This window comes from Pseudomonas sp. PDM24 (assembly GCF_019218905.1).
GTDB lineage: Bacteria > Pseudomonadota > Gammaproteobacteria > Pseudomonadales > Pseudomonadaceae > Aquipseudomonas.
The window spans coordinates 452,868-476,370 of record NZ_JAHUWR010000006.1 but is presented as its reverse complement, the minus strand read 5'-3'; the positions used below and the strand labels follow the sequence as shown (position 1 = coordinate 476,370).

Here is a 23,503-nt window from a genome sequence, read left to right as displayed (position 1 = left end):
TTGAGTCCCCTGAAGGGCCGTCGAAGACTACGACGTTGATAGGTTGGGTGTGTAAGCGCTGTGAGGCGTTGAGCTAACCAATACTAATTGCCCGTGAGGCTTGACCATATAACACCCAAGCAATTTGTGAGCTCGAAAGAGCACCAGATTGCGGTGTGTGAAGACGAAACGAACCGAAAGTTCGAGATACTCACAAAACACCAAACTATCACATACCCATTCGCTGGAGCGTGAACCCGCAAGGGCCCACGACCTGGCTACCGAATTTCTTGACGACCATAGAGCATTGGAACCACCTGATCCCATCCCGAACTCAGCAGTGAAACGATGCATCGCCGATGGTAGTGTGGGGTTTCCCCATGTGAGAGTAGGTCATCGTCAAGATTAAATTCCGAAACCCCTATCTGCGTATGCAGGTAGGGGTTTTGTTTTGCCCGCAGGAAAGTTCGTACAGCATTATCGGACCGCTCCTGTCTGATTGCGATGCTGTTCCGTTAGTGTTTATCGATGTTGATTGTAAGGGGGGGGCGGCGAACACACCTTCCGAGGCTGGCCGATAAGGGCGATTGTGGGGTACCGCTTTACCGTGATCAGCAGGTACCCGTTCCGGCGCAGGTCATCGATAAGGGCATCCCTACAGCCGGACTACTAGCCCACGTCATGATCGCGAAATTTGCTGACCATCTGCCTCTTTATCGTCAGGAATCGATTTTCGGTCGTGGTCGATGCGCTGCGTGACGTAGTGCTCGGGCAGCAGGTTATCCATGCCGATGAAACACCCGTGCAGATGCTCGTTCCGGCGAACTCGGCGTCACCGAGATCGGCTGCATGGCCCATGCGCGGCGTAAGTTCTTCGAGCTGCACGCGACCAACAAGAGCATGCTCGCCGAACAGCCCTGCGCTACCTCGATGATGGGGTTGTCACGATTGACAATAATTGGGTAGAGAACCAGATCCGGCCGTGGGCTCTTGGACGCAAGAACTGGCTCTTCGCAGGGTCGCTATGCAGCGGCAAACGGGCGGCAGCGATCATGAGTTAGATCCTGCCTGCGCGCATAAACGGACACGATCCGTATGCCTATCTGAAAGATATGCTGAAGCGATTGTCGACACAGCGGGCCAGCGAAATCGGGCTACTGCTACCGCATCAGTGGGTACCGGCCAGACTTACGCGAGATGAGTCAGGCGTACACTGACCGCATACGGTCAGTCTCGACGATTAATTCTTTGAGAACACCCTATAGCCATGAAGACACAGCCTGGTATCCAAAAGCCAGGATTTCCGGTGCCTAAGCCTACTGCAAGTAGCGAGACACCGATTGCGAGCATGATGCGTTTTCCATAACTGAAAGATCCATTAATAACTGACTTGAATTTAGCATGGACCCATCGCAGTAGCGGCAAAGAAATCGTCATGCTTGCAGGAACCAAGGGATTCATCAGATCGGAATGATGAGTAAAAAATCGTAGATATCTCCATGCAACGTGGGATGCGCAGACGGTTACTGTGGAATCACCGATTATGGTGAAGAGGTTTGCGTTGCACTTGGCCTGACATAAGCGGCGGGATGACGACCGGAAGGCCTCCATCCTCCGCATCATCACCCTGAAATCAAGGCTGCGACTGGCTGTCCGCTCTCATGATCTGTGCCTCACCATTGGCCACGAGCCAGCGAACCACTTCGGTAACCGACACTGTATGGCTACGCTCTATCCAGCGCACTAGTGCCGGCCCGTAGTGTTCGGTGTATCGGCTGAGCACCAGTTGGCGACAGTCCGCTGACAAACGCAGGGTAATTTCGCGACAGTGCAGATTGGCCGGGTCGTCCCGCGTCACCCGTTGCTGCAGAACCAGCCTATTGCTCTCAGAACCCATCAGCCGGTGCTCCTGTGCATTGAGAGGTGGTGTTCTCTGGCGAGCCTTGTTTGCCATCGGCCACGTAAGCGGCACGATGCTCGGCGACCACATTGCGCAACGCGCTGTAATAGTCCGGCAGTTTTTGCAGGCTGTCGGTCAGCGGTAAGGCTTCTGCCCGGCCATCGACGATGCCGCCGACAGTGCTGATAGTGGACAGCGTCTCCACGGTATCGCTATTGCTGCCGAACGGATCGACCACAAAACCAAGCACGCGGCCGGCGGCGTCGCGACTGTTGGAGGTCCCGAGCAATGGCAGCTCGACGATCGGACCATTGCCGATGCCCCACACGCCAAAGGTCTGGCCAAAGTCCGAGTCGTGGCGCGGGATACCGGCCATGCCGGAGACATCGATCAAGCCCACCACCCCTACCGTGGTGTTGAGCGCGAAACGTCCCAGGGTATTGACCGAGCGCATCGGGTTGCCTTGCAGCAGGTCATTGATAAAGACCTTCGGCTCGCCGAAGTTCGCCACAAAGTTATGCACACCGGTCTGGAAAAAATCCGGCGTGTAGCGGTAGCCGCGCGCGACCGGCGCCAGGGCGTAATCATCAACCACCCGGTTAAACGCGAAGACGCCACGATTGAACGGTTCCGCCGGGTCGTACACCGAATAGGCGATGTCAGCGCAGGCCACGTCGGTGTTTGGCTGCGGCTGGCTGCTGCAACCCGTCAGTCCTGCGGCCAACACGGCAATTGAGGTGTTGCGGGTCAACCAGGGAGCACACTTGAAAGGCAACATGGACGCAAGTCTCAGGAGGAATTTGCCGTGATGCTGAGCTCCAATCCTTGCGCCAAGATGTCTGGTTTATTGCGCTGTTGACGCTTTATTGCAGAGTTGAAATATATGACGCGCGGCCATGAATGGTTTTAGATAGCGGTTCCATTCGCCCCTTAAGTGACCTTCGGTGAACAGCCTTTTAATTGTCGACGACGACCTTGAAGTCCTTGATCTACTGAAAAAATTCTTCGTGCAACACGGCTACAGCGTCGAGGTCGCCACAGACGGTGCGTCGCTGTGGGCGGCCATAGAGCGCCAGGCGCCGGACCTGATCATTCTGGACGTGATGTTGCCCGGAGACAGCGGGCTGATTCTGTGTCAGCAACTGCGGATTCGACACGCAATACCGGTGATCATGCTGACGGCCATGGGTGAACTCAGTGACCGGGTGGTGGGCCTGGAACTGGGTGCCGATGATTATCTGACCAAACCCTTCGACGCCCGTGAACTGCTGGCCCGAGTGCGGGCTGTGCAGCGTCGCGTGGACGATCGTCGTCCGGTTCCGCAAGAGCGGCCACGGCCACTGATTGATTTTGCCGACTGGCATCTGGACGTCACCCGTCGTGAACTTCGCTCGCCGGACAACGTGATGATCCCGCTGTCGGCCGGTGAGTTTGACCTGCTGCTGGTCTTCGTCGAACACCCGCAGCGCATTCTTACCCGCGAGCAATTGCTGGACCTGGCGCGCGGGCATTGCCATGACGCGTTCGATCGCAGCATCGACGTTCAGGTCAGCCGTCTGCGACGCAAACTCGAGTCCGACACCAAGCGACCGGCGATGATTCGCACCGTGCGCAATGGCGGTTACCTGTTCACGCCCAGCGTGACGCGGCGATGAGCTGGTTGAAGCGGATTCGCGCCCGAGACTGGCCGCAAGATACGGTTGCGCGCTGGATCGCATTGACGATCATCCTGGCCATGCTCATTTCACTGGCGCTCAACGGGCTGTTTATCCAATTGGCCGGCGTGTGGGCACGCCCACCGTTGACCGAAATCGGCTTGCTGGAAAAAGCCGCCGCTATCACCCGTGTCATCGAGGCCGCTCCGGCGCCCCTACGCCACTCATTGGCGCAAGCCGCCAACGAGAGCGGCTTCACTATCACTTGGCACCCTGATCGGCACGATCTCAATCTGCCGACAGTGGACGATCCGAAGTCCGGCATTGGCTCAACCATCCTGCAGCCGATGCTCAGAGCCCCTGACCGGCGCATCGAAGCCTATGAACCGGCCGACTGGACGGAGCACGCGGAGGACGCGCATTACGCGCTGTTGATCGAGCTATCGGATTCATCATGGCTGATGTTCTCCGCGCCCTCGCGCAGTTGGGGGCTCGACGAAGCGCCACGCTACCTGATCGTCATCCTGCTGGTGCTGATCTCCACCGCATTGGTCGCGCTGATCGCCACCCGACGCCTCGCCACACCTTTGCAGCGCTTCGCCGAAGGCGCCCGCCGCTTCGGTGTGGACTTCCGCGCACCGCCGATCGAACCGCTCGGCCCCCACGAAATCCGCCAGGCCATTCTCGCGTTCAATGCCATGCAGGCCCAGCTACAGCACTTCATCCGCGACCGTACGCAAATGCTCGCCGCCATCTCCCATGACCTGCGCGCGCCCCTGACGCGGATGCGCTTGCGAGGCGAATTCATCGAAGACAGCGAGCAACAGCAACGGCTGTTTAGTGACGTGGATGAAATGCAGGCAATGATCAACTCGGCGCTAGAGTTCTTTCGTGATGATGCGCGGCTTGAACCGGCGACCCAGTTTGATCTGGCGGAACTGCTGCAAACGTTGCTTGATGATTATCGGGATCAGGGCGTCGACATTACGTTCAGCGGGCCGCTGCGGTGGGTGTATTTCGGGCGCCCGTTGGGGCTTAAACGAGTAATTACCAATTTGCTCGATAACGCGATCAAGTACGGCGGTGAGCCGGGGATTGAGCTGAAACCGAGCGCCGGCCAGGTGCGGATCAAAGTACTGGATCGTGGGCCGGGCATACCAGATGCCTGCCTTGAACAAGTGTTTGTGCCGTTCTTCCGGATGGAAGGCTCGCGCAACAAAAGCACGGGGGGCGTTGGTTTGGGGTTGTCGGCGGCGCGGGCGATTGTGCTCGAGCACGGAGGCAACCTGACACTGCGTAATCGGTCGACGGGCGGATTGGAGGCGTTGGTGGTGTTGCCGGTGCATTCAAGTTCAGAGCTGATCTCTCAGCATTTGCTTTGAACTGAGCGATTAAACGACCCAAAAAATTGGGGCTAATCCAGATGCGAGCCAGTTACACACAACTCCTGTGGGAGCGGGCTTGCTCGCGAAAGCGGTGTGTCAGTCAACGATGGTGGTGACTGGTATATCGCATTCGCGAGCAAGCCCGCTCCCACAGGTTTTTCGGTCAGGCTTAAGGTCGTGTGAACCTAAGCCTCCCAGCCCGCCCCACTGACCGCCGCCTGCGCCAGTGGGTGCAAATCGGTCCCCTGATGCGCTGTCTGCCAGGCCAGCAGCTCCTTACGCATGCCAGGCGTCCAGTACATCTGCAGGTGATTACGCACGCCGAGCACGGCCTGTTTCTGGTCCGGCTCGCTGGCGAAATACTGGGCGATCTGGTTGGCCATTTTGATCAGGTTATCGGTACTCATCGGCGTACCTCCGCTTTAGCGCCACGCGCCTGGCGGCGTTCGTCGAGCAGACGTTGTTGTTCGTCGCTGAACTCCTGATAGCGTTTTTGCCATTCGGATGGGTGGTAGACGCGGCTGACTTCCACGGCGGTGACCTTGTACTCCGGACAGTTGGTGGCCCAGTCGGAGTTGTCGGTGGTAATGACGTTGGCCCCCGATTCAGGGAAGTGGAACGTGGTGTACACCACGCCCGGGGCGACTCGTTCGGTGATCCGCGCCCGCAGTACGGTCTGTCCGGCGCGACTGCCGATGCCGACCCAGTCGTCTTCGTTGATGCCACGGCTCTCGGCGTCGGTCGGGTGGATTTCCAGGCGGTCTTCGTGGTGCCAGGCGACGTTGTCGGTACGCCGGGTCTGGGCGCCGACGTTGTACTGGCTGAGGATGCGCCCGGTGGTCAGCAGAAGCGGATAGCGACTGTTGACCTTTTCCTCGGTGGGCACGTAACCGGTGAGCATGAAGCGCCCCTTGCCGCGCACGAATTCCTCGATGTGCATGGTCGGCGTGCCGTCCGGTGCCGCGGCGTTGCACGGCCATTGCAGGCTGCCGTGGCGATCCAGTTCGGCGTAGCTGACGTTGGTGAAGGTCGGCGTCAGGCTGGCGATTTCATCCATGATTTCTGACGGGTGCTGGTAACTCATCGGGTAACCCAGGGCGTTGGCCAGCGCCACGGTGCCTTCCCAGTCGGCCTTGCCGCCCAGCGGTTCCATGACTTTACGCACGCGAGAAATGCGCCGCTCGGCATTGGTGAAGGTGCCGTCTTTTTCCAGGAACGAACTGCCCGGCAGGAACACGTGGGCGAACTTGGCGGTTTCGTTGAGGAAGATGTCCTGCACCACCACGCATTCCATGGCTGATAGCGCCGCGGTAACGTGCTGGGTATTCGGATCGCTCTGGGCGATGTCTTCGCCCTGGCAATACAGGCCCTTAAAGCTGCCGCCCAAGGCTGCCTCGAACATGTTGGGAATGCGCAGGCCCGGGTCGGGTTGCAGAGTGACGTTCCACGCCTGTTCGAACTGCGCCCGAACCACTTCATTGGAGATGTGGCGGTAGCCAGGCAGCTCATGGGGGAAGGAGCCCATGTCGCAGGAGCCCTGAACGTTGTTCTGTCCACGCAGCGGGTTCACGCCCACACCTTCGCGGCCGATGTTGCCGGTGGCCATGGCCAGGTTGGCGATGCCCATGACGGCGGTGCTGCCCTGGCTGTGCTCGGTGACGCCCAGGCCGTAGTAGATCGCCGCGTTGCCGCCGGTGGCATACAGACGGGCGGCGGCGCGGATGTCGGCAGGGTCTACGCCGCAGATGGCGCCAAGGGTTTCCGGCGAGTTTTCCGGGCGGCTGACGAACTCGCTCCAGCGGGCGAAATCGCTGCCCTCGCAACGGGCGTCGATAAAGGTTTGATTGAGCAGGCCTTCGGTGACGATGACGTGGGCCAGGGCATTGAGCATCGCGACGTTGGTGCCTGGGCGCAGGGCCAGGTGCAGTTCGGCGCGGGCATGCACCGAGTCCACCAAATCAATGCGTCGTGGGTCGATGACGATCAGTCGCGCGCCTTCACGCAGGCGGCGTTTGAGCTGGGAGGCGAACACCGGGTGGGCGTCGCTGGGGTTGGCGCCCATCACCAGAATCACGTCGGCCTGCATCACCGAGTCGAAACTCTGGGTGCCGGCGGACTCGCCCAGGGTTTGTTTCAGGCCATAACCGGTCGGCGAGTGGCAGACCCGCGCACAGGTGTCGACGTTGTTGTTGCCGAAGGCGGCGCGTATCAGTTTTTGCACCAGGTAGGTTTCTTCATTGGTGCAGCGGCTGGAGGTGATGCCGCCAATGGAGTCACGGCCGTATTTTTGCTGAAGCCGACGGAATTCGCTGGCGGCGTAGGTCACCGCTTCATCCCAGCTGACTTCCTGCCAAGGGTCGTTGATGTGCTTGCGGATCATCGGTTTGGTGATGCGATCCGGGTGAGTGGCGTAGCCCCAGGCGAAGCGCCCTTTGACGCAGGAGTGGCCGTGGTTAGCCTGGCCATTCTTGTCTGGAACCATACGCACCAACTGGTCGCCTTTCATCTCGGCGCGGAACGAACAGCCCACACCGCAATAGGCACAAGTGGTGATCACGCTGCGTTCGGGCTGACCCAGTTCGACCACGCTTTTTTCCATCAGCGTCGCGGTCGGGCAGGCTTGCACACAAGCACCGCAGGACACGCATTCCGACTCCAGGAAGTTGTCGCCACCGGCGGCCGCGACCCGGGATTCGAAACCGCGTCCGGTAATGGTCAGGGCAAAGGTGCCCTGGGTTTCTTCGCAGGCGCGCACGCAGCGGTTGCAGACGATGCACTTGCTTGGGTCGTAATCGAAGTAGGGGTTGGAGGTGTCCTTCACATCCGCCAGATGGTTGTCGCCTTCATAGCCGTAACGCACTTCCCGCAGGCCGACCTGACCGGCGACGGTTTGCAGCTCGCAGTTACCGTTGGCCGAGCAAGTCAGGCAGTCCAGCGGGTGATCGGAGATGTACAGCTCCATGACGTTGCGGCGCAGGGTGGCGAGCTTCGGCGTCTGGGTGTGCACGCTCATGCCTTCGCTGACCGGCGTGGTGCAGGACGCCGGATAACCGCGCATGCCGTCGATCTCTACCAGGCACATGCGGCAGGAGCCGAAGGCTTCCAGGCTGTCGGTGGCGCACAGTTTGGGAATGGTGGTGCCCAGCAGCGCGGCGGCGCGCATCACCGAGGTGCCTTCGGGCACGCTGATGCTGCGGCCATCGATGTTGAGGGTAACTTGCACCTGGCTGTCGCGGGCAGGGGTACCCAGGTCGATATCGGTTTTCGGATCGAAGAGAGTGATCATTGGTCGGCCTCCGAGGACTGCAGACCGAAGTCGGAGGGGAAGTACTTGAGGGCGCTGACGACCGGATAGGAGGTCATGCCGCCCAACGCGCACAGCGAACCGTATTGCAGGGTGTCGCACAGGTCCTTGAGGATGATCACCTGCTCATCACGACTGTTCTGATCGGGCGCGGCCAGCAGGCGGTCGATTACCTCCACGCCCCGGGTCGAGCCGATGCGGCAGGGGGTGCATTTGCCACAGGATTCCTCGGCGCAGAACTGCATGGCGAAACGCGCCATGCGGGCCATGTCCAGGGTGTCGTCAGCCACCACCACACCACCGTGACCGAGCATCGCGCCGATGGCGGCGAAGGCTTCGTAATCCAGCGGAGTATCGAATTGCGACGGTGGCACCCAGGCGCCGAGCGGGCCGCCCACCTGGGCGGCTTTCAGCGGCCGGCCACTGGCGGTGCCACCGCCGTAGTCTTCCACCAGTTCCCTCAGGGTCAAGCCAAAGGCCCGTTCCACCAGGCCGCCGTGACGAACATTGCCCGCCAGCTGGAAGGGCATCGTGCCCAGTGAGCGGCCCATGCCGTAATCGCGATAGAACTGCGCGCCTTTGGCCAGAATCAGCGGCACCGAGGCCAGGGTCAGCACGTTGTGCACCAGGGTCGGCAGGCCGAACAGACCTTGCAAGGCGGGGATCGGTGGCTTGGCGCGAACAATCCCGCGCTTGCCTTCGAGAGAGTCCAGCAGCGCGGTTTCCTCACCGCAGATGTAAGCGCCGGCACCGACGCGCACTTCCATATCGAAGGCCAGGCCGCTGCCGCCGACATTGGCGCCCAGGTAACCGGCAGATCGGGCGATGTTCAGTGCTGCGCGCAATGTGGCCACGGCATCCGGATATTCCGAGCGCACATAGATGTAGCCGTAAGTGGCGCCGACGGTGATGCCGGCAATGGCCATGCCTTCGATCAACAGGAAGGGGTCGCCTTCCATCAACATGCGATCGGCGAAGGTGCCGGAGTCGCCTTCGTCGGCGTTGCACACAATGTATTTCTGGGCCGCTTCGGTAGCGCGCACTGTGCGCCATTTGATCCCCGCGGGGAAGGCTGCGCCGCCACGGCCACGCAACCCCGAATCGAACACTGCGGTCGCGGTCTGCTCGCCGCCCAGGGCGATGGCCTGGGTCAAGCCCTCAAAGCCGCCATGAGCCCGGTAATCCTCCAGCGACAGCGGCCGGGTAATACCGGCGCGGGCGAACAGCAGGCGTTGTTGCGTCTTCAGATACGGCAACTCTTCCACCAGGCCCAAGGCCAGTGGATGCGCGGACGGCTCGCCTTGCAACGCATCGAGCACGGACGGCACATCGGCGGCGGTCAGCGGGCCAAAGCCGATACGGCCTTGCGGGCTGTCCACCTCCAACAGCGGTTCCAGCCAATACAAACCGCGCGAACTGGTACGTTGCAATTCCTGGGGAACAAGGCGTCCCCGGGCGTGGGTGATAAGGGCTACCGCAACCTCTTCGGTACCCACGGCACGGGCCAGCGAATCAGAGGACAGATAGAAAGCCGGCATCATGCGTCCTCCCGACAAGTGTCGAGCAGGGCATCCAGACGCTCGGGACTAAGTCGCGCATGCACTTGGCCATCCAGTTCCAGAGCGGGCGAACAGGCACACGCGCCGAGGCAATACACCGGGCGCAAACTGATGCTGCCATCGGCGCTGCTGCCGTGGTCGTCCAGTTGCAGGCGTTCGCGCAATTGCGCTGCGAGCTGCTCGGCGCCGCGACTCTGGCAGGACTCGGCCCGGCACAGACGCAGGATATGCCGGGCCGGCGGCGCGGTGCGGAAGTCATGGTAGAAGCTGATCACCCCGCGAACCTCGGCCTGACTCAGGTTGAGGGCGTGGGCAATCTCGGGGATGGCGGCATCGGGGATGTAACCGATGCCCTCCTGAATCTCATGAAGGATGGGCAACAGTGCGCCGGGGGAGCGTTTATGGCGCTCCAGCAGGCTGTTGACCATAGGCAGGTGCAACATCTCATCAGGCATACAGCATTCCTCACGATCACGGACAAACCAGGCGGTTGTCAGTTGTCCGAAAGTGTCGGCTGCGGCAGTCACACCACGTCACGGTATCGTGGCATTTTCAGGCCGTTGGCCAGGCACCCTGAGCGGGCATCTTGTTGGGCCCGGTGCGGTCTTTGCCGCACCTCTTCAGGGCATAACAGGCAGCTTGCCATGCTGCCTTTGATTCATCTGCACCAAAGCGACGTGTTCGATTCTGTCTACGACTCCCTGTTAAGTCTAGAAGAACGCAGCCCGAGGCGTTCACTCACTGAATATCTTTCGGATAATCCTTGAGCGCGATGAGCGAGGCATTGAGCTCGCTTGTGCCAAGCTGAAAGGATGTTGAAACGCCGTGCATTCAATTGCCGGTCAGGCTAACCCCAAGAGGTCCATGACATGAACACCGCTCATGCATCGCACGTCCGTCGCGAGTTCTACAAAGCAGTCAGGTTCTACTTTCACGTTGTCTGGCCAATTTTTTCCATCCTGCTGTTTTTGATTGTGTTGTTCGGCTTGATCATCAGCTTTCTGGAAGGATGGGATCCCTTTGACGGTATCTACTTCGCGTTCGTGACCGGCCTGACCATCGGTTATGGAGAACTCGTCCCCAAACTGGCCGTCTCGCGGATATTGGCGATTTTGCTGGGATTCAACGGGGTGCTGATGACGGCGATATTTGCGGCGATCAGTATTCGGGCGATTGAGATTGCGGTGCGGACGACAGGTCAGGCGGAGTAGGGGAGGCGGCGTAGGGGGAAATGCGCTATGAAGTATTTCAGTATTTGCTGTGAACTGAGTGATCGAAAGCCCCGACAGTCTCGGGGCTACAAATACCTGTCAGCCAAGCACAATCCCTGTGGGAGCGGGCTTGCCCGCGAAAGCGCCAGGTCAGCCAACATCAATGCTGAATGCACTGTCGTCATCGCAAGCATTTCGCTCCCACAGACCTTATTCCTTACCGACTGGCATCAGCACCATCCCGCCTAAGCACTTTCACCGCATCATCAACCACCGCCTTACTCATTGCCGTCAAATAATGCGCAGCCCAGGCATGGCGGTCGGTGTCTCTGGCGTAGGCGGCATCTTCGGTCAGCTTCTTGGCGAGAAACAGAAAATCAGAAGCCATGGCTAACGCATCACCGAGGGGAACGCCGCTAGTGACGTGGAACAGCGGTTGATCGGAGCAGTAAATGGCAGGTGTTAGTCCGATGGTTTTGAGTTCTGGTTGATCGGTCATTTGCCACCTGCGATGAGGGAGAGGCGGTGGGAGAGGGTGGACGGTGAGGCGTTGCGCGATTGGGAACTGTTTTGAGGGAACAGCCAAATTTTGTACGGATTGATGCTGCGCATTATCAGACTCCTTGATATGGGGAGCTGCCACATTCGTTTCCACACGAATGGGTGACAGCTGTGCGCAGGGTGGAAAACCGGGAATCAAGGAAACCGGCACGCCCGAAGACGTCCCACGCACAGCCGCCATAACTCACGCCGCAGGCACAAAAAAAGCGCCGGCAGACGTGAGGGGGGGCGCTGTTGCGCCTTGAATTACACGGGTTTCCACACCCGGTCGCTGAATTGGCAGCGACGGTGGGAGGGTATCGCGCAGGCCTCGTTCCTGCAAGCCTCGAAATAGCTGGGTAATTATCTGGTGGATCACCTAACAAGCCCGGGGAATAAGGGCATGGCGGCCGGCCGCACTTGTGTCCAGAAACGCATTGAAACAGGTCAATACCATCTGTCTACGGGTTACATATTTGCGCTTCGGGTCGTTGCGAATTTACCTCATAATCCCGCGCTCTTACCGTCGGTAGCTCCGCTTCTCGACTAATCTGTAGTCGCTGCAACCCGACCTTAAACAGCCAAGGAGAAAGGCAATGCCAGATAACCGGAACCAGCGTCAGTCGAATGCATCTGCGCAGCATGCCCTCGAACGTTTGCCGGCCCCATCTGATTTGCCTGCGACCCTATGAGCCAAGCCGCCTTAGTCAATCCAAGCCTGCTCACCTGGTCTCGTGAGCGGGCAGGTCTCTCTACTGAGCAGGTTGCTAAAAAGCTTCCAGTGAAACCTGATCGAGTAGAGGAATGGGAGGCAGGCGAGACCAAGCCAACATTCCTTCAGGCTCAAAAGTGGGCGAGTCTCGCTCACGTCCCTTTCGGTTTCCTGTTTCTTCAGCAGCCGCCTGTCGAACAACTGCCTTTACCTGATCTGCGGACTGTCGGAGGGATAGCTCCTCAACGTCCCAGTCTGGAACTGTTGGACACCGTCAGGGATTCCATACGAAAGCAGGACTGGTACCTGGAGTATCTGCAACACCAGGAGCATCAGCCGCTGGAATTTGTCGGTCGCTTCAACAGCCGATCTCGAGTCGCAGAGGTGGTGGACGATATTCGCCGGATCCTCGGTGTGAACCCTGACATTGCTCGATTGGATTACGACAAATACAGCCGTGCCTTGATCGAGGCTGCAGAAGCGGCTGGCATTTTGGTAATGCGCAGTGGCATTGCGCTAGGAAATACCCATCGCAAACTTGAAGTTAGCGAGTTTCGGGGTTTTGCCATCAGTAATTCCTACGCCCCCGTTGTATTCATTAACAGTTCCGACGCACCCACCGCCCGGCTGTTTACCTTACTTCACGAGCTGGCCCATATCTGGATTGGTAGCAGTGGAGTGTCTGACGGAAACACCGCTAATGGTCGAGACGAGGAACGATTCTGCAATGCAGTTGCAGGTGAATTTCTGGCTCCCGAAGCCCAGTTCCGCGCCCTGTGGAACGCAGATGTTAACTGGGAAGACAATTTAGCTCCGCTTGCCACTCGGTTTCACATTAGTAAATTAGCTATCGGTCGCCGCGCATTGGATCTGGGTTATGTAAGCCAAGCGCATTACAGCGCTTACTACCGAATGATCCTAAAGGCTTTCCAGAATGACAAAGGTGGAGCGGGTGACTATTACCGTAACGCCACCGCGAAAAACAGCCCCCGCCTAAGCAAGGCAGTGCTGACTGAAGCAATGAGTGGCCGGATGCTGCTACGCGAGGCGGGAAATTTGCTCGGCGTGCAACCTGCTAAATTAAGGACTCTCGCCAACAAGATTACGGAATGAATCATTTACTCGACGCTAACACGCTGATCGAAGCAAAAAACCGTTACTACGGGATGGCTATCTGTCCTGGATTTTGGCAATGGTTATTACTTAAAAATAAAGTATTGGCTTTAGCCAGTATTGCACCTGTAATGGATGAGCTAACAAAAGGGAATGACGATTTGGCGGGTTGGGCAAAGGGAAATTCCGATTTCTTCCACTCTACCACCGATCGGGAGACGCAACTGGCATTCGCGCGTATTACAGGGCTTGTGGCAGATCAAGCTCCTAAGATGAAAACAGGCGCTATGGAAGAGTTTTTAGCGGGTGCTGACCCTTGGTTAATTGCAAAAGCGATGACTGCAGGGGCTACAGTCGTTACTCATGAAGTGCTAAATCTCGATGCTAAACGAAAATTCATCATTCCCAATATTTGTAAGGAACTGAATGTTCCTTTTTTGAATACGTTTGAGTTGTTGCATAGGCTTGAGGCAAGGTTTGTGTTGCCTGCTTAAAGTAAATTACTTGCTCAAATCGTGTGGGCTTGAAATGTTTAGCAGAGTGAGTGGAAATTGGAAATAAATCTGTCTCCTGTTAGGCGGGTTCCCCGATGCACCACCACTGCACTGCGACCTCATCGTCAGGTTGAGTTACGTCATGTCCGTGTTCGATGAAATTCACTGGCTTGTGCAACGCAAGAGCATGACTGATCCGCTCTGGCATGAGAGCGTTAGTTTCACCGAGAAACCCCAGATAATAGTCCCGGTCATAGAAGACGGTGACCTCGCTTTGATGAACCCATGGCCACACCAGTAGGCAAGCGACGCGATAGTAACCCTGTGAGTGGTCAGCAGCGTTGGACAGGTGGTTAGCGGCTTCGAGCAGTTGCTGAATGCAGAAGGCCTGAACTTCGACCCTGGCTTGAGGGCCTTGAACCAAGGCCGCGTGTACCGGGATCTTCCAATGTGTGTAGCACTCCATGTGCATGGATCGCGGGTGAAACTCGTCGCGAAAACTGGAGGCCCAGCGTTCCAGGGCGCGAAGGCGTCGGGGAATGCCTCTGAGTGGCTTGTTGCTGAGGGCGATTTGCCGCATTGATACGTCCTTGTGATGCCGAAAAAGTCTTTCGTTGCTGTCTGCTGACGCAATTGAAAAGTGGGCAGATATATTTCCATATCAGCCAAGACCCCAGCCACTACTAGTCGGTGTAAAGGGTTACTAAACTTGCCCTGGCCCGCTCACTCACTGAATGTCTTTCAAGTAATCCTTAAGCGGAATGAGCGGCGCATTAAGCTGCTCCATTGTCCGCGCACTGCTGAAATCAGCTGACAACCGTTGCAGCTCTCGCCCCAGCGGCGTATCAGCCCCGCCTATAGCGTCCAGCGCCAAACCTACACAATGCGCCACTCTAAACTGAATCCCCTCGACATCACCCCTACGCACCAACAACCCAAAAACCTCACGCTCATAATCACTCATGATCGGATCATCCCGCAGAATCGGGCTTTCCCCCTCCCTCTCATAAGCCAGCTTGAGGGCGAAAAGGGCGACTGTTTCCAGTGGCAATTCCATAGGTGTGAATCCTTGATTCGTTAGCCGAGCGGTTTCGGGTTGTGGCGTTGAAAAGCAAGATCAAAAGATCGCAGCCTTCGGCAGCTCCTACGGGGTGGCGGGGCGAGGTCACTTTTCGATAGGCGAAAAAAAAGGCCTTGCAAAGCAAGACCTTTCTTAATTTTGGTGCCCCGAGGGAGACTCGAACTCCCACTCCTTTCGAAAACGGATTTTGAATCCGCCGCGTCTACCAATTCCGCCATCAGGGCTCAATGGCGGCGAAGTATAGAGATGAGATAACCGTTGGTCAATCAGGTACATGGAGAATTTTTGATATTTCCGCTAGACTTCCCGGCCCTGCTAGACGAACCCCATCATGCGCGTTGCTGACTTTACCTTTGAGCTCCCTGATTCGCTGATTGCTCGCCATCCTTTGGCTGAGCGTCGCGGTAGTCGCCTGTTGACCCTGGACGGGGTCAGCGGCGCCCTGGCACACCGTCAATTCACTGATTTGCTCGAGCATTTGCGCCCGGGCGATTTGATGGTGTTCAACAATACCCGGGTGATTCCGGCGCGGCTGTTTGGCCAGAAGGCTTCCGGCGGCAAGCTGGAAATCCTGGTGGAGCGGGTGCTCGACAGTCATCGCGTGCTGGCGCATGTGCGTTCCAGCAAGTCGCCCAAGCCGGGTTCGAAGATCCTGATCGACGGCGGTGGCGAGGCCGAGATGCTGGCGCGTCACGATGCGTTGTTCGAGCTGGGGTTTGCCGAAGAGGTGTTGCCGCTGCTCGACCGCGTCGGGCACATGCCGTTGCCTCCTTATATAGACCGCCCGGATGAAGGCTCGGACCGCGAGCGTTATCAGACGGTGTACGCCGAGCGCCTGGGCGCGGTGGCAGCGCCGACGGCGGGGCTGCATTTCGATCAGCCGCTGATGGAGGCGATTGCCGCCAAGGGCATTGAGACTGCGTTCGTGACTTTGCACGTCGGCGCGGGCACCTTTCAGCCGGTGCGCGTGGAGAAGATTGAAGATCACCACATGCACAGTGAATGGCTGGAAGTCGGCCAGGACGTGGTCGATGCTGTTGCGGCCTGCCGCGCTCGCGGTGGTCGCGTGGTGGCTGTGGGGACCACTAGCGTGCGTTCTCTGGAAAGTGCCGCGCGCGATGGCGTGCTCAAGCCGTTCAGTGGCGACACCGACATTTTTATCTACCCGGGCCGGCCGTTTCATGTGGTCGATGCCCTGGTCACCAACTTTCATTTGCCCGAATCCACGTTGTTGATGCTGGTCTCGGCGTTCGCCGGTTATCCCGAGACCATGGCCGCCTATAAAGCCGCCGTCGACAACGAATACCGCTTTTTCAGCTACGGTGATGCGATGTTTATCACCCGTAACCCTGCACCACGTGGCCCTGAGGAAACAGAATGAGTCGCCAAAGTCGTATGTCGTTTGAGTTACTTGCTACTGACGGCAAGGCTCGTCGCGGTCGTTTGACCTTCCCGCGCGGTACTGTCGAGACCCCGGCCTTCATGCCGGTGGGCACGTACGGCACGGTCAAGGGCATGTTGCCGCGGGATATCGTCGCCACTGGCGCGGAAATCATTCTGGGTAACACCTTCCACTTGTGGCTGCGTCCGGGCACCGAAGTGATCAAGAAGCACGGCGACCTGCACGATTTCATGCAGTGGAAAGGCCCGATTCTGACCGACTCCGGTGGTTTTCAGGTGTTCAGCCTGGGCGCGATGCGCAAGATCAAGGAGGAGGGCGTGACCTTCGCCTCTCCGGTCGACGGCGCCAAAGTGTTTATGGGCCCGGAAGAGTCGATGCAGGTCCAGCGCGATCTGGGCTCGGACATCGTGATGATCTTCGACGAATGCACTCCGTACCCGGCTGACGAAGACGTCGCTCGCGTATCGATGGAGTTGTCGTTGCGTTGGGCCAAGCGCTCGAAAGAAGCCCATGGCGACAACACGGCGGCGCTGTTCGGCATCGTTCAGGGCGGCATGCACCAGGATTTGCGCATGCGCTCCCTGGAAGGCCTCGACAAGATCGGCTTCGATGGCCTGGCCATTGGCGGTCTGTCGGTGGGCGAGCCCAAGCACGAGATGATCAAGGTGCTGGATTATCTGCCGGGCCAGATGCCGGCTGACAAACCTCGTTACCTTATGGGCGTTGGCAAACCGGAAGATCTGGTTGAGGGTGTGCGCCGCGGTGTGGACATGTTCGATTGCGTGATGCCAACCCGTAATGCCCGCAATGGGCATCTGTTCATTGATACAGGCGTGCTGAAGATCCGTAACGCGTTCCATCGCCATGATGATTCGCCGCTGGATCCGACCTGCGATTGCTATACCTGCCAGAACTTCTCCCGTGCTTATCTGCACCATCTGGACAAGTGCGGCGAAATGCTGGGTAGCATGTTGAATACCATCCACAATTTGCGCCATTACCAGGTGCTTATGGCTGGTTTGCGCGAGGCTATTCAACAGGGTACATTGGCCGCCTTTGTCGATGCCTTCTACGCCAAACGCGGGTTACCTGTTCCGCCTTTGGACTGAGTTTTCTGACCCCAAGATTCAACATTTGCAACTGGAGTGCTAAATGAGCTTTTTTATCTCTAATGCCATGGCTGACGCTGCTGCACCTGCGGCAGGCCCAATGGGCGGCGGCTTTGAGTGGATTTTCCTGGTCGGTTTCCTGGTCATCTTCTACCTGATGATCTGGCGTCCACAGGCCAAACGCGCCAAAGAGCAGAAAAACCTGCTGGGCAGTCTGCAAAAAGGTGACGAAGTCGTGACCACCGGTGGTATCGCCGGCAAGATCACCAAAGTATCCGACGACTTCGTTGTTCTGGAAGTCTCCGATACCGTCGAAATGAAATTCCAGAAAGGCGCCATCGCCGCCACGCTGCCAAAAGGCACGCTCAAAGCGATCTAAGTTTCAACTTCTACTCAATCGACGGGGCGCGCAAGGCGCCCCGCGTCATAAGCGGGCGGCGTGATGCTGAACAAATACCCTCTGTGGAAATACATTCTGATCCTGGCGGTGCTGGCGGTCGGTCTGATTTATTCCGCTCCCAATCTATACCCTGATGACCCGGCCATTCAGGTCAGCGGTGCAAGCACTGCACTGCAGGTTACTCAGGCTGATCTGGATCGTGTGAGCAGCGCGCTCAAGGACTCCGGGATCAACGTCAAGGCGGCCACCCTGGCTGCGGGCGGCAAGGGCGGTCTGATCCGTCTGACCAAGGCTGAAGATCAGCTGCCAGCCAAAGACGTCGTACGCAAGGCATTGGGTGATGACTACGTCGTTGCACTGAACCTGGCACAAACCACCCCGCAATGGCTGCGCAGCCTTGGCGCGCACCCGATGAAGCTGGGTCTGGACTTGTCCGGTGGCGTGCACTTCCTGCTGGAAGTGGACATGGACAAAGCCCTCGATGCACGCCTGAAAGTCTACGAAGGCGACGTCAAGAGCCTGTTGCGTAAAGAGCGTCTGCGCTATCGCAGCCTGCCGCAACTGGGTGGTGCCATTCAGCTGGGCTTCACTGATGAAGCAGCCCGTGAAGAAGCGCGTGCGCTGATTCGCAAGAACTTCAACGATTTCGACATTGTTCCGGCCGACCTCAATGGCCAACCGGTACTGCGTCTGGCGATGACCCCGGCCAAGCTGGCGGAAATCCGCGAATACTCCATCAAGCAGAACTTGACCACGGTACGTAACCGCGTCAACGAGCTGGGGGTTGCCGAACCTATCGTTCAGCGCCAAGGCGCCAACCGCATCGTGGTTGAGCTGCCGGGCGTGCAAGACACTGCAGAAGCCAAGCGTATCCTCGGCAAGACGGCCAACCTTGAGTTCCGTCTGGCGGCTGAGCCTGGTGCTTCGAAAGCTACTTCCGAGGAATTCGAGTTCCGTGAAGGCAAGCGTCCTCCGGCGCTGATCGAGCGTGGTCTGATCATCACCGGTGACCAGGTGACAGACGCCAAGGCTGGCTTCGGCGAGCACGGCACGCCAGAAGTGAACATCCGTCTGGATGGCCACGGCGGCGAGCTGATGAGTCGTGCGACTCGCAGCAACGTCGGCCGCAGCATGGCGGTGATCTTCATCGAACAACGTCCGGTCACCACTTACACCAAGCAAGTGGTCAACGGCGTCGAGAAAGACGTACCGGTTCAGACGTTTAAAGAAGAGAAGAAGATCATCAGCCTGGCGACCATCCAGTCGCCGCTGGGTGCCCAGTTCCGCATCACTGGCCTGAACGGCCAGGGCGAATCGTCCGAATTGGCGCTGCTGCTGCGTGCCGGTGGTCTGGCGGCACCGATGTACTTCGCTGAAGAGCGCACCATCGGCCCAAGCCTGGGTGCTGACAACATCACCAAAGGTATCGATGCATCGCTGTGGGGCATGCTGTTTGTCTCGCTGTTCATCATGGCCATCTACCGCTTCTTCGGTCTCATCGCCACCGTCGCGCTGACGGTGAACATGGTGATGTTGCTGGCCTTGATGTCGTTGCTGGGCGCAACGCTGACCCTGCCGGGTATCGCCGGTATCGTATTGACCATGGGTATGGCGGTCGACGCCAACGTACTGATCTTCTCGCGGATACGTGAAGAGATCGCGGCCGGCATGACCGTGCAGCGGGCAATCAACGAAGGCTTCGGCCGGGCATTCACCGCGATTCTCGACGCCAACCTGACAACCTTGTTGGTCGGCGGGATTCTCTTCGCCATGGGCACCGGCCCGGTCAAGGGTTTCGCAGTGACCATGTCCCTCGGGATCTTTACCTCGATGTTCACGGCCATCATGGTGACCCGCGCGATGGTCAATCTGATCTTCGGCGGTCGTGACTTCAAGAAGTTGTGGATTTAAGGGGCTGCCATGTTACGTACAATCAACTTCATGGGCGTTCGCAACGTTGCGTTCGGCGTCACATTGTTCCTTACCGCACTGGCATTGTTCAGTGTCGCCACCAAGGGCATGAACTGGGGCCTGGACTTCACCGGCGGTACGCTCATCGAGCTGACCTACGAGCGTCCGGCTGACGTCACCAAGGTGCGTGAGCAGCTGGCGACAGCGGGTTATCACGAAGCCATCGTGCAGAACTTCGGTGCTACTACCGATCTTCTGGTGCGCATGCCTGGCGAAGACCCGCAACTGGGTCACCAGGTGGCTGAAGCGCTGCAAAAAGTCGGCGGCGACAACCCGGCCCAGGTCAAGCGTGTCGAGTTCGTCGGCCCTCAGGTCGGTGAAGAACTGCGCGATCAGGGCGGCCTCGGCATGCTGATGGCGCTGGGCGGCATTTTGATCTACCTGGCTTTCCGCTTTCAGTGGAAGTTTGCGGTAGGTGCGATCGTTTCGCTGATCCACGACGTGATCGTGACCATCGGTATCCTGTCGTTCTTCCAGATCACCTTCGACCTGACGGTACTGGCGGCGGTGCTGGCGATCATCGGCTACTCGCTCAACGACACCATCGTGGTATTCGACCGGGTTCGTGAGAACTTCCGGGTACTGCGCAAGGCCAGCCTGATCGAGAACATCAACATCTCGACCACGCAAACCCTGCTGCGGACCATGGCGACGTCGATCTCCACCTTGCTGGCGATCGCGGCCTTGTTGTTCTTCGGTGGCGACAACCTGTTCGGCTTCTCCATTGCCCTGTTCATCGGTGTTCTGGCGGGTACTTACTCGTCGATCTACATCGCGAACGTGGTGCTGATCTGGCTGAACCTGAGCAGCGAGGACCTGATTCCTGCTGCGGTGGCTGAGACCGAAGTCGACGACCGCCCATAACGGTTATCGCTTTTCCAGCTGTAGCCCGAGAAGGCGCGAGTATTGAACTCGCGCCTTTTTTTATGCTCCAAGGCTGGGAGAAGCGCGGGTTTGTCCCGTTTGTGATGGTCAGGAGGTTCATGTGAACAAGTCGTTGCTGGTTGGTGCGGTATTGGGTGCTGTCGGTGTCACTGCCGGGGGTGCTGTTGCCACCTACAACCTGGTTAAAAGCGGCCCTGAGTATGCGCAAGTGTTGGCCGTTGAACCGGTCAAGACACAAATCAAGACTCCACGTGAAGTGTGCAAGGACGTTACGGTTACCCGGCAAGCGCCGGTGAAAGATCAACACCAGATCGCCGGTACGGTGGTCGGCGCGCTGGCGGGTGGCCTGTTGGGCAACCAGATCGGCGGCGGTACAGGCAAGAAAATCGCCACAGTGGCCGGTGCGGTCGGCGGCGGTTATGCGGGCAACAAGGTGCAGGAAGGCATGCAGGAGCGTGACACCTACACCACCACTCAAACCCGCTGTAACACCGTGAATGACATCAGCGACAAGGTTGTAGGCTACGACGTTCGTTATTCGCTGGATGGCAAGGAAGGCAAAGTGCGGATGGATCGCGATCCGGGCAACCAGATTCCGGTCGACAAGGAAGGCAAGTTGATCCTGGGGCAGAACGAACCGGCCCAACAATAAGCTGAGCGCCTCAAGCAAAAAGAAGCATCTCGAGAGGGATGCTTTTTTTGTGCCTGAATTTTATGTTCGCCGCCAACGTGCTATGAAAGACTCCTCATTTTTTGCGGCCTTACGCCTGCCTGTCCGAGACCCCATGCCTGCCATTGATCATCCCCTGATAGACCAGTTCCTTGACGCCCTGTGGCTGGAAAAAGGCCTTTCCGATAATACCCGCGATGCCTATCGCAGCGACCTGGCCTTGTTCAACGGTTGGTTGCAGGAAAAGGGCCTGGAGTTGATCAACGCCGGTCGCGAGTTGATCCTCGATCACCTGGCCTGGCGCCTGGAGCAAAACTACAAACCCCGTTCCACGGCGCGGTTTCTTTCCGGTGTGCGTGGCTTCTATCGCTATTTATTGCGGGAAAAGCTGATCGCAGTCGATCCGACGTTGCGTGTCGATATGCCCCAGCTAGGCAGGCCGTTGCCTAAGTCCTTGTCGGAAGCCGATGTGGAATCGCTGCTGGCCGCGCCAGACCTGAGCGAAGCCATCGGCCAGCGAGACCGCGCCATGCTGGAAGTGCTTTACGCCTGTGGCTTGCGGGTCACGGAGCTGATCAGCCTGACGCTGGAACAGGTCAACCTGCGCCAAGGCGTGCTGCGGGTGATGGGCAAGGGCAGCAAGGAACGACTGGTGCCGATGGGCGAGGAGGCGATTGTCTGGGTCGAGCGGTACATGCGCGATGCCCGTGGCGAGTTGCTGGGCGGGCGTCCCAGCGATGTGCTATTCCCCAGCCTGCGCGGCGAGCAGATGACCCGCCAGACCTTCTGGCATCGCATCAAACACCAGGCCAAGGTCGCCGGGATCGGCAAGTCGTTGTCTCCACATACCCTGCGCCATGCCTTCGCCACACACTTGCTCAATCACGGCGCCGATTTGCGCGTGGTGCAAATGTTGCTCGGCCACAGCGATCTGTCGACCACCCAGATCTATACTCACGTCGCCCGCGCACGTTTGCAGGACCTGCACGCCAAGCATCACCCACGTGGCTAACCGATGTGAGAGTGGTTTTATGTGGGAGCGGGCTTGCTCGCGAAGGAGGCCTGATATTCAACATTGATGTTGCCTGACACACCGCATTCGCGAGCAAGCCCGCTCCCACATAGAAGCCAGAGCCTTCAGGATGCCTTGCATCACCGGGAGTCGGCCACACTGGCCTTATGTGGTAGGCTTTGCCGGTTTGCACGATGGGCGGTTATGACCCGGTGTTTCGGCACGGGTGTTCTGATCGTCCCATTTGTCCGCCTTCAGGAGTTCTCATGCGTCTGACCCAGATTTTCGCCGCCGCAGCCATTGCGTTGGTCAGCACCTTTGCCATCGCCGATGACACGGCCGACAAAGCCATTCGTAAAAGCCTGCAAACCCTCGAACTCGACGTGCCGGTCGAAAGCATCACCGCCAGCCCGTTGCCAGGCCTGTATGAAGTCAAACTCAAGGGCAGCCGTGTGCTCTATGCCAGCGCCGATGGCCAATACGTCGTTCAGGGTTACCTGTTCCAGCTCAAGGACGGCAAACCGGTCAACCTGACCGAGAAGACCGAGCGCCTGGGCATTTCCAAACTGATCAATAACATTCCAGTGGCTGAAACCGTGGTTTACCCGGCCATCGGCGAAACCAAATCACACATCACCGTGTTCACCGACACCACCTGCCCGTACTGCCACAAGCTGCACGCGGAAGTACCGGAGCTGAACAAGCTGGGTATCGAAGTGCGTTATGTTGCGTTCCCGCGCCAGGGCCTGGGCTCGCCGGGTGACGAGCAATTGCAAGCGGTGTGGTGCTCCAAGGACAAGAAAGCGGCCATGGACAAAATGGTCGATGGCAAGGAAATCAAGGCCGCCAAGTGCGAGAACCCGGTAGCCAAGCAGTTCGCCCTCGGTCAGTCGATCGGCGTGAACGGTACACCGGCCATCGTTTTGGCCGACGGACAGGTCATTCCGGGCTACCAGCCTGCGCCACAAGTCGCCAAACTGGCACTGGGCGCGAAATAGTTTCGCATCGTCACGGTCAGCCTTGACGATCATGGTCTGGCGGCAACATTGTCGGGCCATTAATAGAGAGCCGCGAGTATGCGGTTGTTTTCACGGCCGGCCTTGAGTCGGCCGTTTTATGGG

The 23,503-nt window shown here is 58.4% G+C and carries 22 protein-coding genes, 1 tRNA gene, 2 rRNA genes and 1 pseudogene; 16 read left to right on the top strand and 10 right to left on the bottom strand.

The annotated features are described in order from the left end of the window. The 3 genes and pseudogenes from KW837_RS21770 to KW837_RS21760 form a co-directional block, all read left to right on the top strand. Positions 1 to 108: ribosomal RNA gene (locus tag KW837_RS21770) — 23S ribosomal RNA — on the top strand; the annotation flags it as partial. 160 nt (positions 109 to 268) lie between these two features. Beyond that, a 5S ribosomal RNA gene (gene rrf, locus KW837_RS21765) occupies positions 269 to 384 on the top strand. Between the two features lie 210 nt (positions 385 to 594). Continuing rightward, positions 595 to 1,196 (top strand): annotated as a pseudogene (locus tag KW837_RS21760) (transposase); the annotation flags it as partial. Positions 1,197 to 1,612: 416 nt separating this feature from the next. Here KW837_RS21760 and KW837_RS21755 read toward each other — a convergent pair. Next, positions 1,613 to 1,876: a hypothetical protein gene (locus tag KW837_RS21755; protein ID WP_218398561.1), complete on the bottom strand. Its 264-nt coding sequence runs from the start codon at positions 1,874 to 1,876 to the stop codon at positions 1,613 to 1,615. Continuing rightward, positions 1,866 to 2,657 carry a VacJ family lipoprotein gene (locus KW837_RS21750; protein WP_218398558.1) on the bottom strand — a complete coding sequence of 264 codons (792 nt, stop codon included), beginning with the start codon at positions 2,655 to 2,657 and terminating at the stop codon, positions 1,866 to 1,868. Before KW837_RS21750 ends, KW837_RS21755 begins: the two co-directional genes overlap by 11 nt. Before the next feature lie 166 nt (positions 2,658 to 2,823). On the opposite strand from KW837_RS21750, the gene KW837_RS21745 reads away from it, so the two are divergent. Next, the gene (locus tag KW837_RS21745; RefSeq protein WP_218398556.1) at positions 2,824 to 3,534 is read left to right on the top strand and encodes a response regulator transcription factor; all 711 of its coding nucleotides are present in this window, start codon (positions 2,824 to 2,826) and stop codon (positions 3,532 to 3,534) included. Further along, complete coding sequence (locus KW837_RS21740; protein WP_218398554.1) at positions 3,531 to 4,916, top strand: ATP-binding protein; 1,386 nt, start codon at positions 3,531 to 3,533, stop codon at positions 4,914 to 4,916. Before KW837_RS21745 ends, KW837_RS21740 begins: the two co-directional genes overlap by 4 nt. A 188-nt stretch (positions 4,917 to 5,104) precedes the next feature. Here the strand turns inward: KW837_RS21740 and KW837_RS21735 are convergent, their stop codons facing one another. From KW837_RS21735 to KW837_RS21720, 4 genes are read right to left on the bottom strand one after another with little or no spacing between them, the layout of a single operon-like run. Next, positions 5,105 to 5,326, bottom strand: coding sequence for a formate dehydrogenase subunit delta (locus tag KW837_RS21735; protein WP_218398552.1), 222 nt, complete (start codon positions 5,324 to 5,326; stop codon positions 5,105 to 5,107). Then, positions 5,323 to 8,205 carry a formate dehydrogenase subunit alpha gene (fdhF, locus tag KW837_RS21730; protein ID WP_218398550.1) on the bottom strand — a complete coding sequence of 961 codons (2,883 nt, stop codon included), beginning with the start codon at positions 8,203 to 8,205 and terminating at the stop codon, positions 5,323 to 5,325. The genes KW837_RS21735 and fdhF overlap by 4 nt, the downstream gene beginning before the upstream one ends. Further along, positions 8,202 to 9,764, bottom strand: coding sequence for an NADH-quinone oxidoreductase subunit NuoF (locus KW837_RS21725; RefSeq protein ID WP_218398548.1), 1,563 nt, complete (start codon positions 9,762 to 9,764; stop codon positions 8,202 to 8,204). The genes fdhF and KW837_RS21725 overlap by 4 nt, the downstream gene beginning before the upstream one ends. After that, positions 9,761 to 10,237, bottom strand: coding sequence for a formate dehydrogenase subunit gamma (locus KW837_RS21720; RefSeq protein ID WP_218398546.1), 477 nt, complete (start codon positions 10,235 to 10,237; stop codon positions 9,761 to 9,763). The genes KW837_RS21725 and KW837_RS21720 overlap by 4 nt, the downstream gene beginning before the upstream one ends. Positions 10,238 to 10,651: 414 nt before the next feature. Here KW837_RS21720 and KW837_RS21715 point away from each other — a divergent pair, with 414 nt between their 5' ends. After that, complete coding sequence (locus KW837_RS21715; protein ID WP_218398543.1) at positions 10,652 to 10,993, top strand: potassium channel family protein; 342 nt, start codon at positions 10,652 to 10,654, stop codon at positions 10,991 to 10,993. Between the two features lie 217 nt (positions 10,994 to 11,210). Here the strand turns inward: KW837_RS21715 and KW837_RS21710 are convergent, their stop codons facing one another. After that, positions 11,211 to 11,492 (bottom strand): DUF3077 domain-containing protein, encoded by a 282-nt coding sequence (locus tag KW837_RS21710; protein ID WP_218398541.1) that lies wholly within the window; start codon positions 11,490 to 11,492, stop codon positions 11,211 to 11,213. 729 nt (positions 11,493 to 12,221) lie between these two features. Between KW837_RS21710 and KW837_RS21705 the strand changes: the two genes are divergently transcribed. Further along, positions 12,222 to 13,358: an ImmA/IrrE family metallo-endopeptidase gene (locus KW837_RS21705; RefSeq protein WP_218398539.1), complete on the top strand. Its 1,137-nt coding sequence runs from the start codon at positions 12,222 to 12,224 to the stop codon at positions 13,356 to 13,358. After that, positions 13,355 to 13,852, top strand: a complete 498-nt coding sequence (locus KW837_RS21700) for a DUF4411 family protein (RefSeq protein WP_192344162.1) — start codon at positions 13,355 to 13,357, stop codon at positions 13,850 to 13,852. The genes KW837_RS21705 and KW837_RS21700 overlap by 4 nt, the downstream gene beginning before the upstream one ends. Positions 13,853 to 13,931: 79 nt before the next feature. Here KW837_RS21700 and KW837_RS21695 read toward each other — a convergent pair whose 3' ends face one another. The 3 genes from KW837_RS21695 to KW837_RS21685 form a co-directional block, all read right to left on the bottom strand. Further along, the gene (locus KW837_RS21695; RefSeq protein WP_192344163.1) at positions 13,932 to 14,432 is read right to left on the bottom strand and encodes a DUF3916 domain-containing protein; all 501 of its coding nucleotides are present in this window, start codon (positions 14,430 to 14,432) and stop codon (positions 13,932 to 13,934) included. Positions 14,433 to 14,579: 147 nt separating this feature from the next. Further along, positions 14,580 to 14,909: a hypothetical protein gene (locus KW837_RS21690; RefSeq protein WP_192344164.1), complete on the bottom strand. Its 330-nt coding sequence runs from the start codon at positions 14,907 to 14,909 to the stop codon at positions 14,580 to 14,582. A 163-nt stretch (positions 14,910 to 15,072) separates the two neighbouring features. Further along, positions 15,073 to 15,157: transfer RNA gene (locus KW837_RS21685), tRNA-Leu, on the bottom strand. Positions 15,158 to 15,264: 107 nt separating this feature from the next. Between KW837_RS21685 and queA the strand changes: the two genes are divergently transcribed. The 8 genes from queA to dsbC all read left to right on the top strand — a co-directional run bounded on the left by queA (position 15,265) and on the right by dsbC (position 23,380). After that, complete coding sequence (gene queA / locus KW837_RS21680; RefSeq protein ID WP_007903547.1) at positions 15,265 to 16,314, top strand: tRNA preQ1(34) S-adenosylmethionine ribosyltransferase-isomerase QueA; 1,050 nt, start codon at positions 15,265 to 15,267, stop codon at positions 16,312 to 16,314. A gap of 14 nt (positions 16,315 to 16,328) precedes the next feature. Then, complete coding sequence (gene tgt / locus KW837_RS21675) at positions 16,329 to 17,444, top strand: tRNA guanosine(34) transglycosylase Tgt (RefSeq protein ID WP_176466924.1); 1,116 nt, start codon at positions 16,329 to 16,331, stop codon at positions 17,442 to 17,444. A 43-nt stretch (positions 17,445 to 17,487) separates the two neighbouring features. Then, entirely contained in the window at positions 17,488 to 17,823 is a 336-nt protein-coding gene (yajC, locus tag KW837_RS21670) for a preprotein translocase subunit YajC (protein WP_008014002.1), read from the top strand. Between the two features lie 63 nt (positions 17,824 to 17,886). Continuing rightward, positions 17,887 to 19,755 carry a protein translocase subunit SecD gene (gene secD, locus KW837_RS21665; RefSeq protein WP_192344165.1) on the top strand — a complete coding sequence of 623 codons (1,869 nt, stop codon included), beginning with the start codon at positions 17,887 to 17,889 and terminating at the stop codon, positions 19,753 to 19,755. A 9-nt stretch (positions 19,756 to 19,764) separates the two neighbouring features. Next, complete coding sequence (gene secF, locus KW837_RS21660; protein WP_192344166.1) at positions 19,765 to 20,679, top strand: protein translocase subunit SecF; 915 nt, start codon at positions 19,765 to 19,767, stop codon at positions 20,677 to 20,679. A 121-nt stretch (positions 20,680 to 20,800) separates the two neighbouring features. Continuing rightward, the gene (locus KW837_RS21655; protein ID WP_123498043.1) at positions 20,801 to 21,352 is read left to right on the top strand and encodes a glycine zipper 2TM domain-containing protein; all 552 of its coding nucleotides are present in this window, start codon (positions 20,801 to 20,803) and stop codon (positions 21,350 to 21,352) included. Between the two features lie 133 nt (positions 21,353 to 21,485). Then, positions 21,486 to 22,382 (top strand): site-specific tyrosine recombinase XerD, encoded by an 897-nt coding sequence (gene xerD, locus KW837_RS21650; RefSeq protein ID WP_123498045.1) that lies wholly within the window; start codon positions 21,486 to 21,488, stop codon positions 22,380 to 22,382. A gap of 266 nt (positions 22,383 to 22,648) precedes the next feature. Beyond that, positions 22,649 to 23,380 (top strand): bifunctional protein-disulfide isomerase/oxidoreductase DsbC, encoded by a 732-nt coding sequence (dsbC, locus tag KW837_RS21645; RefSeq protein ID WP_218398537.1) that lies wholly within the window; start codon positions 22,649 to 22,651, stop codon positions 23,378 to 23,380. Positions 23,381 to 23,503: the final 123 nt, after the last annotated feature.

Coding starts and splice junctions, on each gene's coding strand:
- KW837_RS21755 (WP_218398561.1), bottom strand. CDS start 1,876: ATGGGTTCTGAGAGCAATAGGCTGGTTCTGCAGCAACGGGTGACGCGG.
- KW837_RS21750 (WP_218398558.1), bottom strand. CDS start 2,657: ATGTTGCCTTTCAAGTGTGCTCCCTGGTTGACCCGCAACACCTCAATT.
- KW837_RS21740 (WP_218398554.1), top strand. CDS start 3,531: ATGAGCTGGTTGAAGCGGATTCGCGCCCGAGACTGGCCGCAAGATACG.
- KW837_RS21735 (WP_218398552.1), bottom strand. CDS start 5,326: ATGAGTACCGATAACCTGATCAAAATGGCCAACCAGATCGCCCAGTAT.
- fdhF (WP_218398550.1), bottom strand. CDS start 8,205: ATGATCACTCTCTTCGATCCGAAAACCGATATCGACCTGGGTACCCCT.
- KW837_RS21725 (WP_218398548.1), bottom strand. CDS start 9,764: ATGATGCCGGCTTTCTATCTGTCCTCTGATTCGCTGGCCCGTGCCGTG.
- KW837_RS21720 (WP_218398546.1), bottom strand. CDS start 10,237: ATGCCTGATGAGATGTTGCACCTGCCTATGGTCAACAGCCTGCTGGAG.
- KW837_RS21715 (WP_218398543.1), top strand. CDS start 10,652: ATGAACACCGCTCATGCATCGCACGTCCGTCGCGAGTTCTACAAAGCA.
- KW837_RS21710 (WP_218398541.1), bottom strand. CDS start 11,492: ATGACCGATCAACCAGAACTCAAAACCATCGGACTAACACCTGCCATT.
- KW837_RS21705 (WP_218398539.1), top strand. CDS start 12,222: ATGAGCCAAGCCGCCTTAGTCAATCCAAGCCTGCTCACCTGGTCTCGT.
- KW837_RS21700 (WP_192344162.1), top strand. CDS start 13,355: ATGAATCATTTACTCGACGCTAACACGCTGATCGAAGCAAAAAACCGT.
- KW837_RS21695 (WP_192344163.1), bottom strand. CDS start 14,432: ATGCGGCAAATCGCCCTCAGCAACAAGCCACTCAGAGGCATTCCCCGA.
- KW837_RS21690 (WP_192344164.1), bottom strand. CDS start 14,909: ATGGAATTGCCACTGGAAACAGTCGCCCTTTTCGCCCTCAAGCTGGCT.
- queA (WP_007903547.1), top strand. CDS start 15,265: ATGCGCGTTGCTGACTTTACCTTTGAGCTCCCTGATTCGCTGATTGCT.
- tgt (WP_176466924.1), top strand. CDS start 16,329: ATGTCGTTTGAGTTACTTGCTACTGACGGCAAGGCTCGTCGCGGTCGT.
- yajC (WP_008014002.1), top strand. CDS start 17,488: ATGAGCTTTTTTATCTCTAATGCCATGGCTGACGCTGCTGCACCTGCG.
- secD (WP_192344165.1), top strand. CDS start 17,887: ATGCTGAACAAATACCCTCTGTGGAAATACATTCTGATCCTGGCGGTG.
- secF (WP_192344166.1), top strand. CDS start 19,765: ATGTTACGTACAATCAACTTCATGGGCGTTCGCAACGTTGCGTTCGGC.
- xerD (WP_123498045.1), top strand. CDS start 21,486: ATGCCTGCCATTGATCATCCCCTGATAGACCAGTTCCTTGACGCCCTG.
- dsbC (WP_218398537.1), top strand. CDS start 22,649: ATGCGTCTGACCCAGATTTTCGCCGCCGCAGCCATTGCGTTGGTCAGC.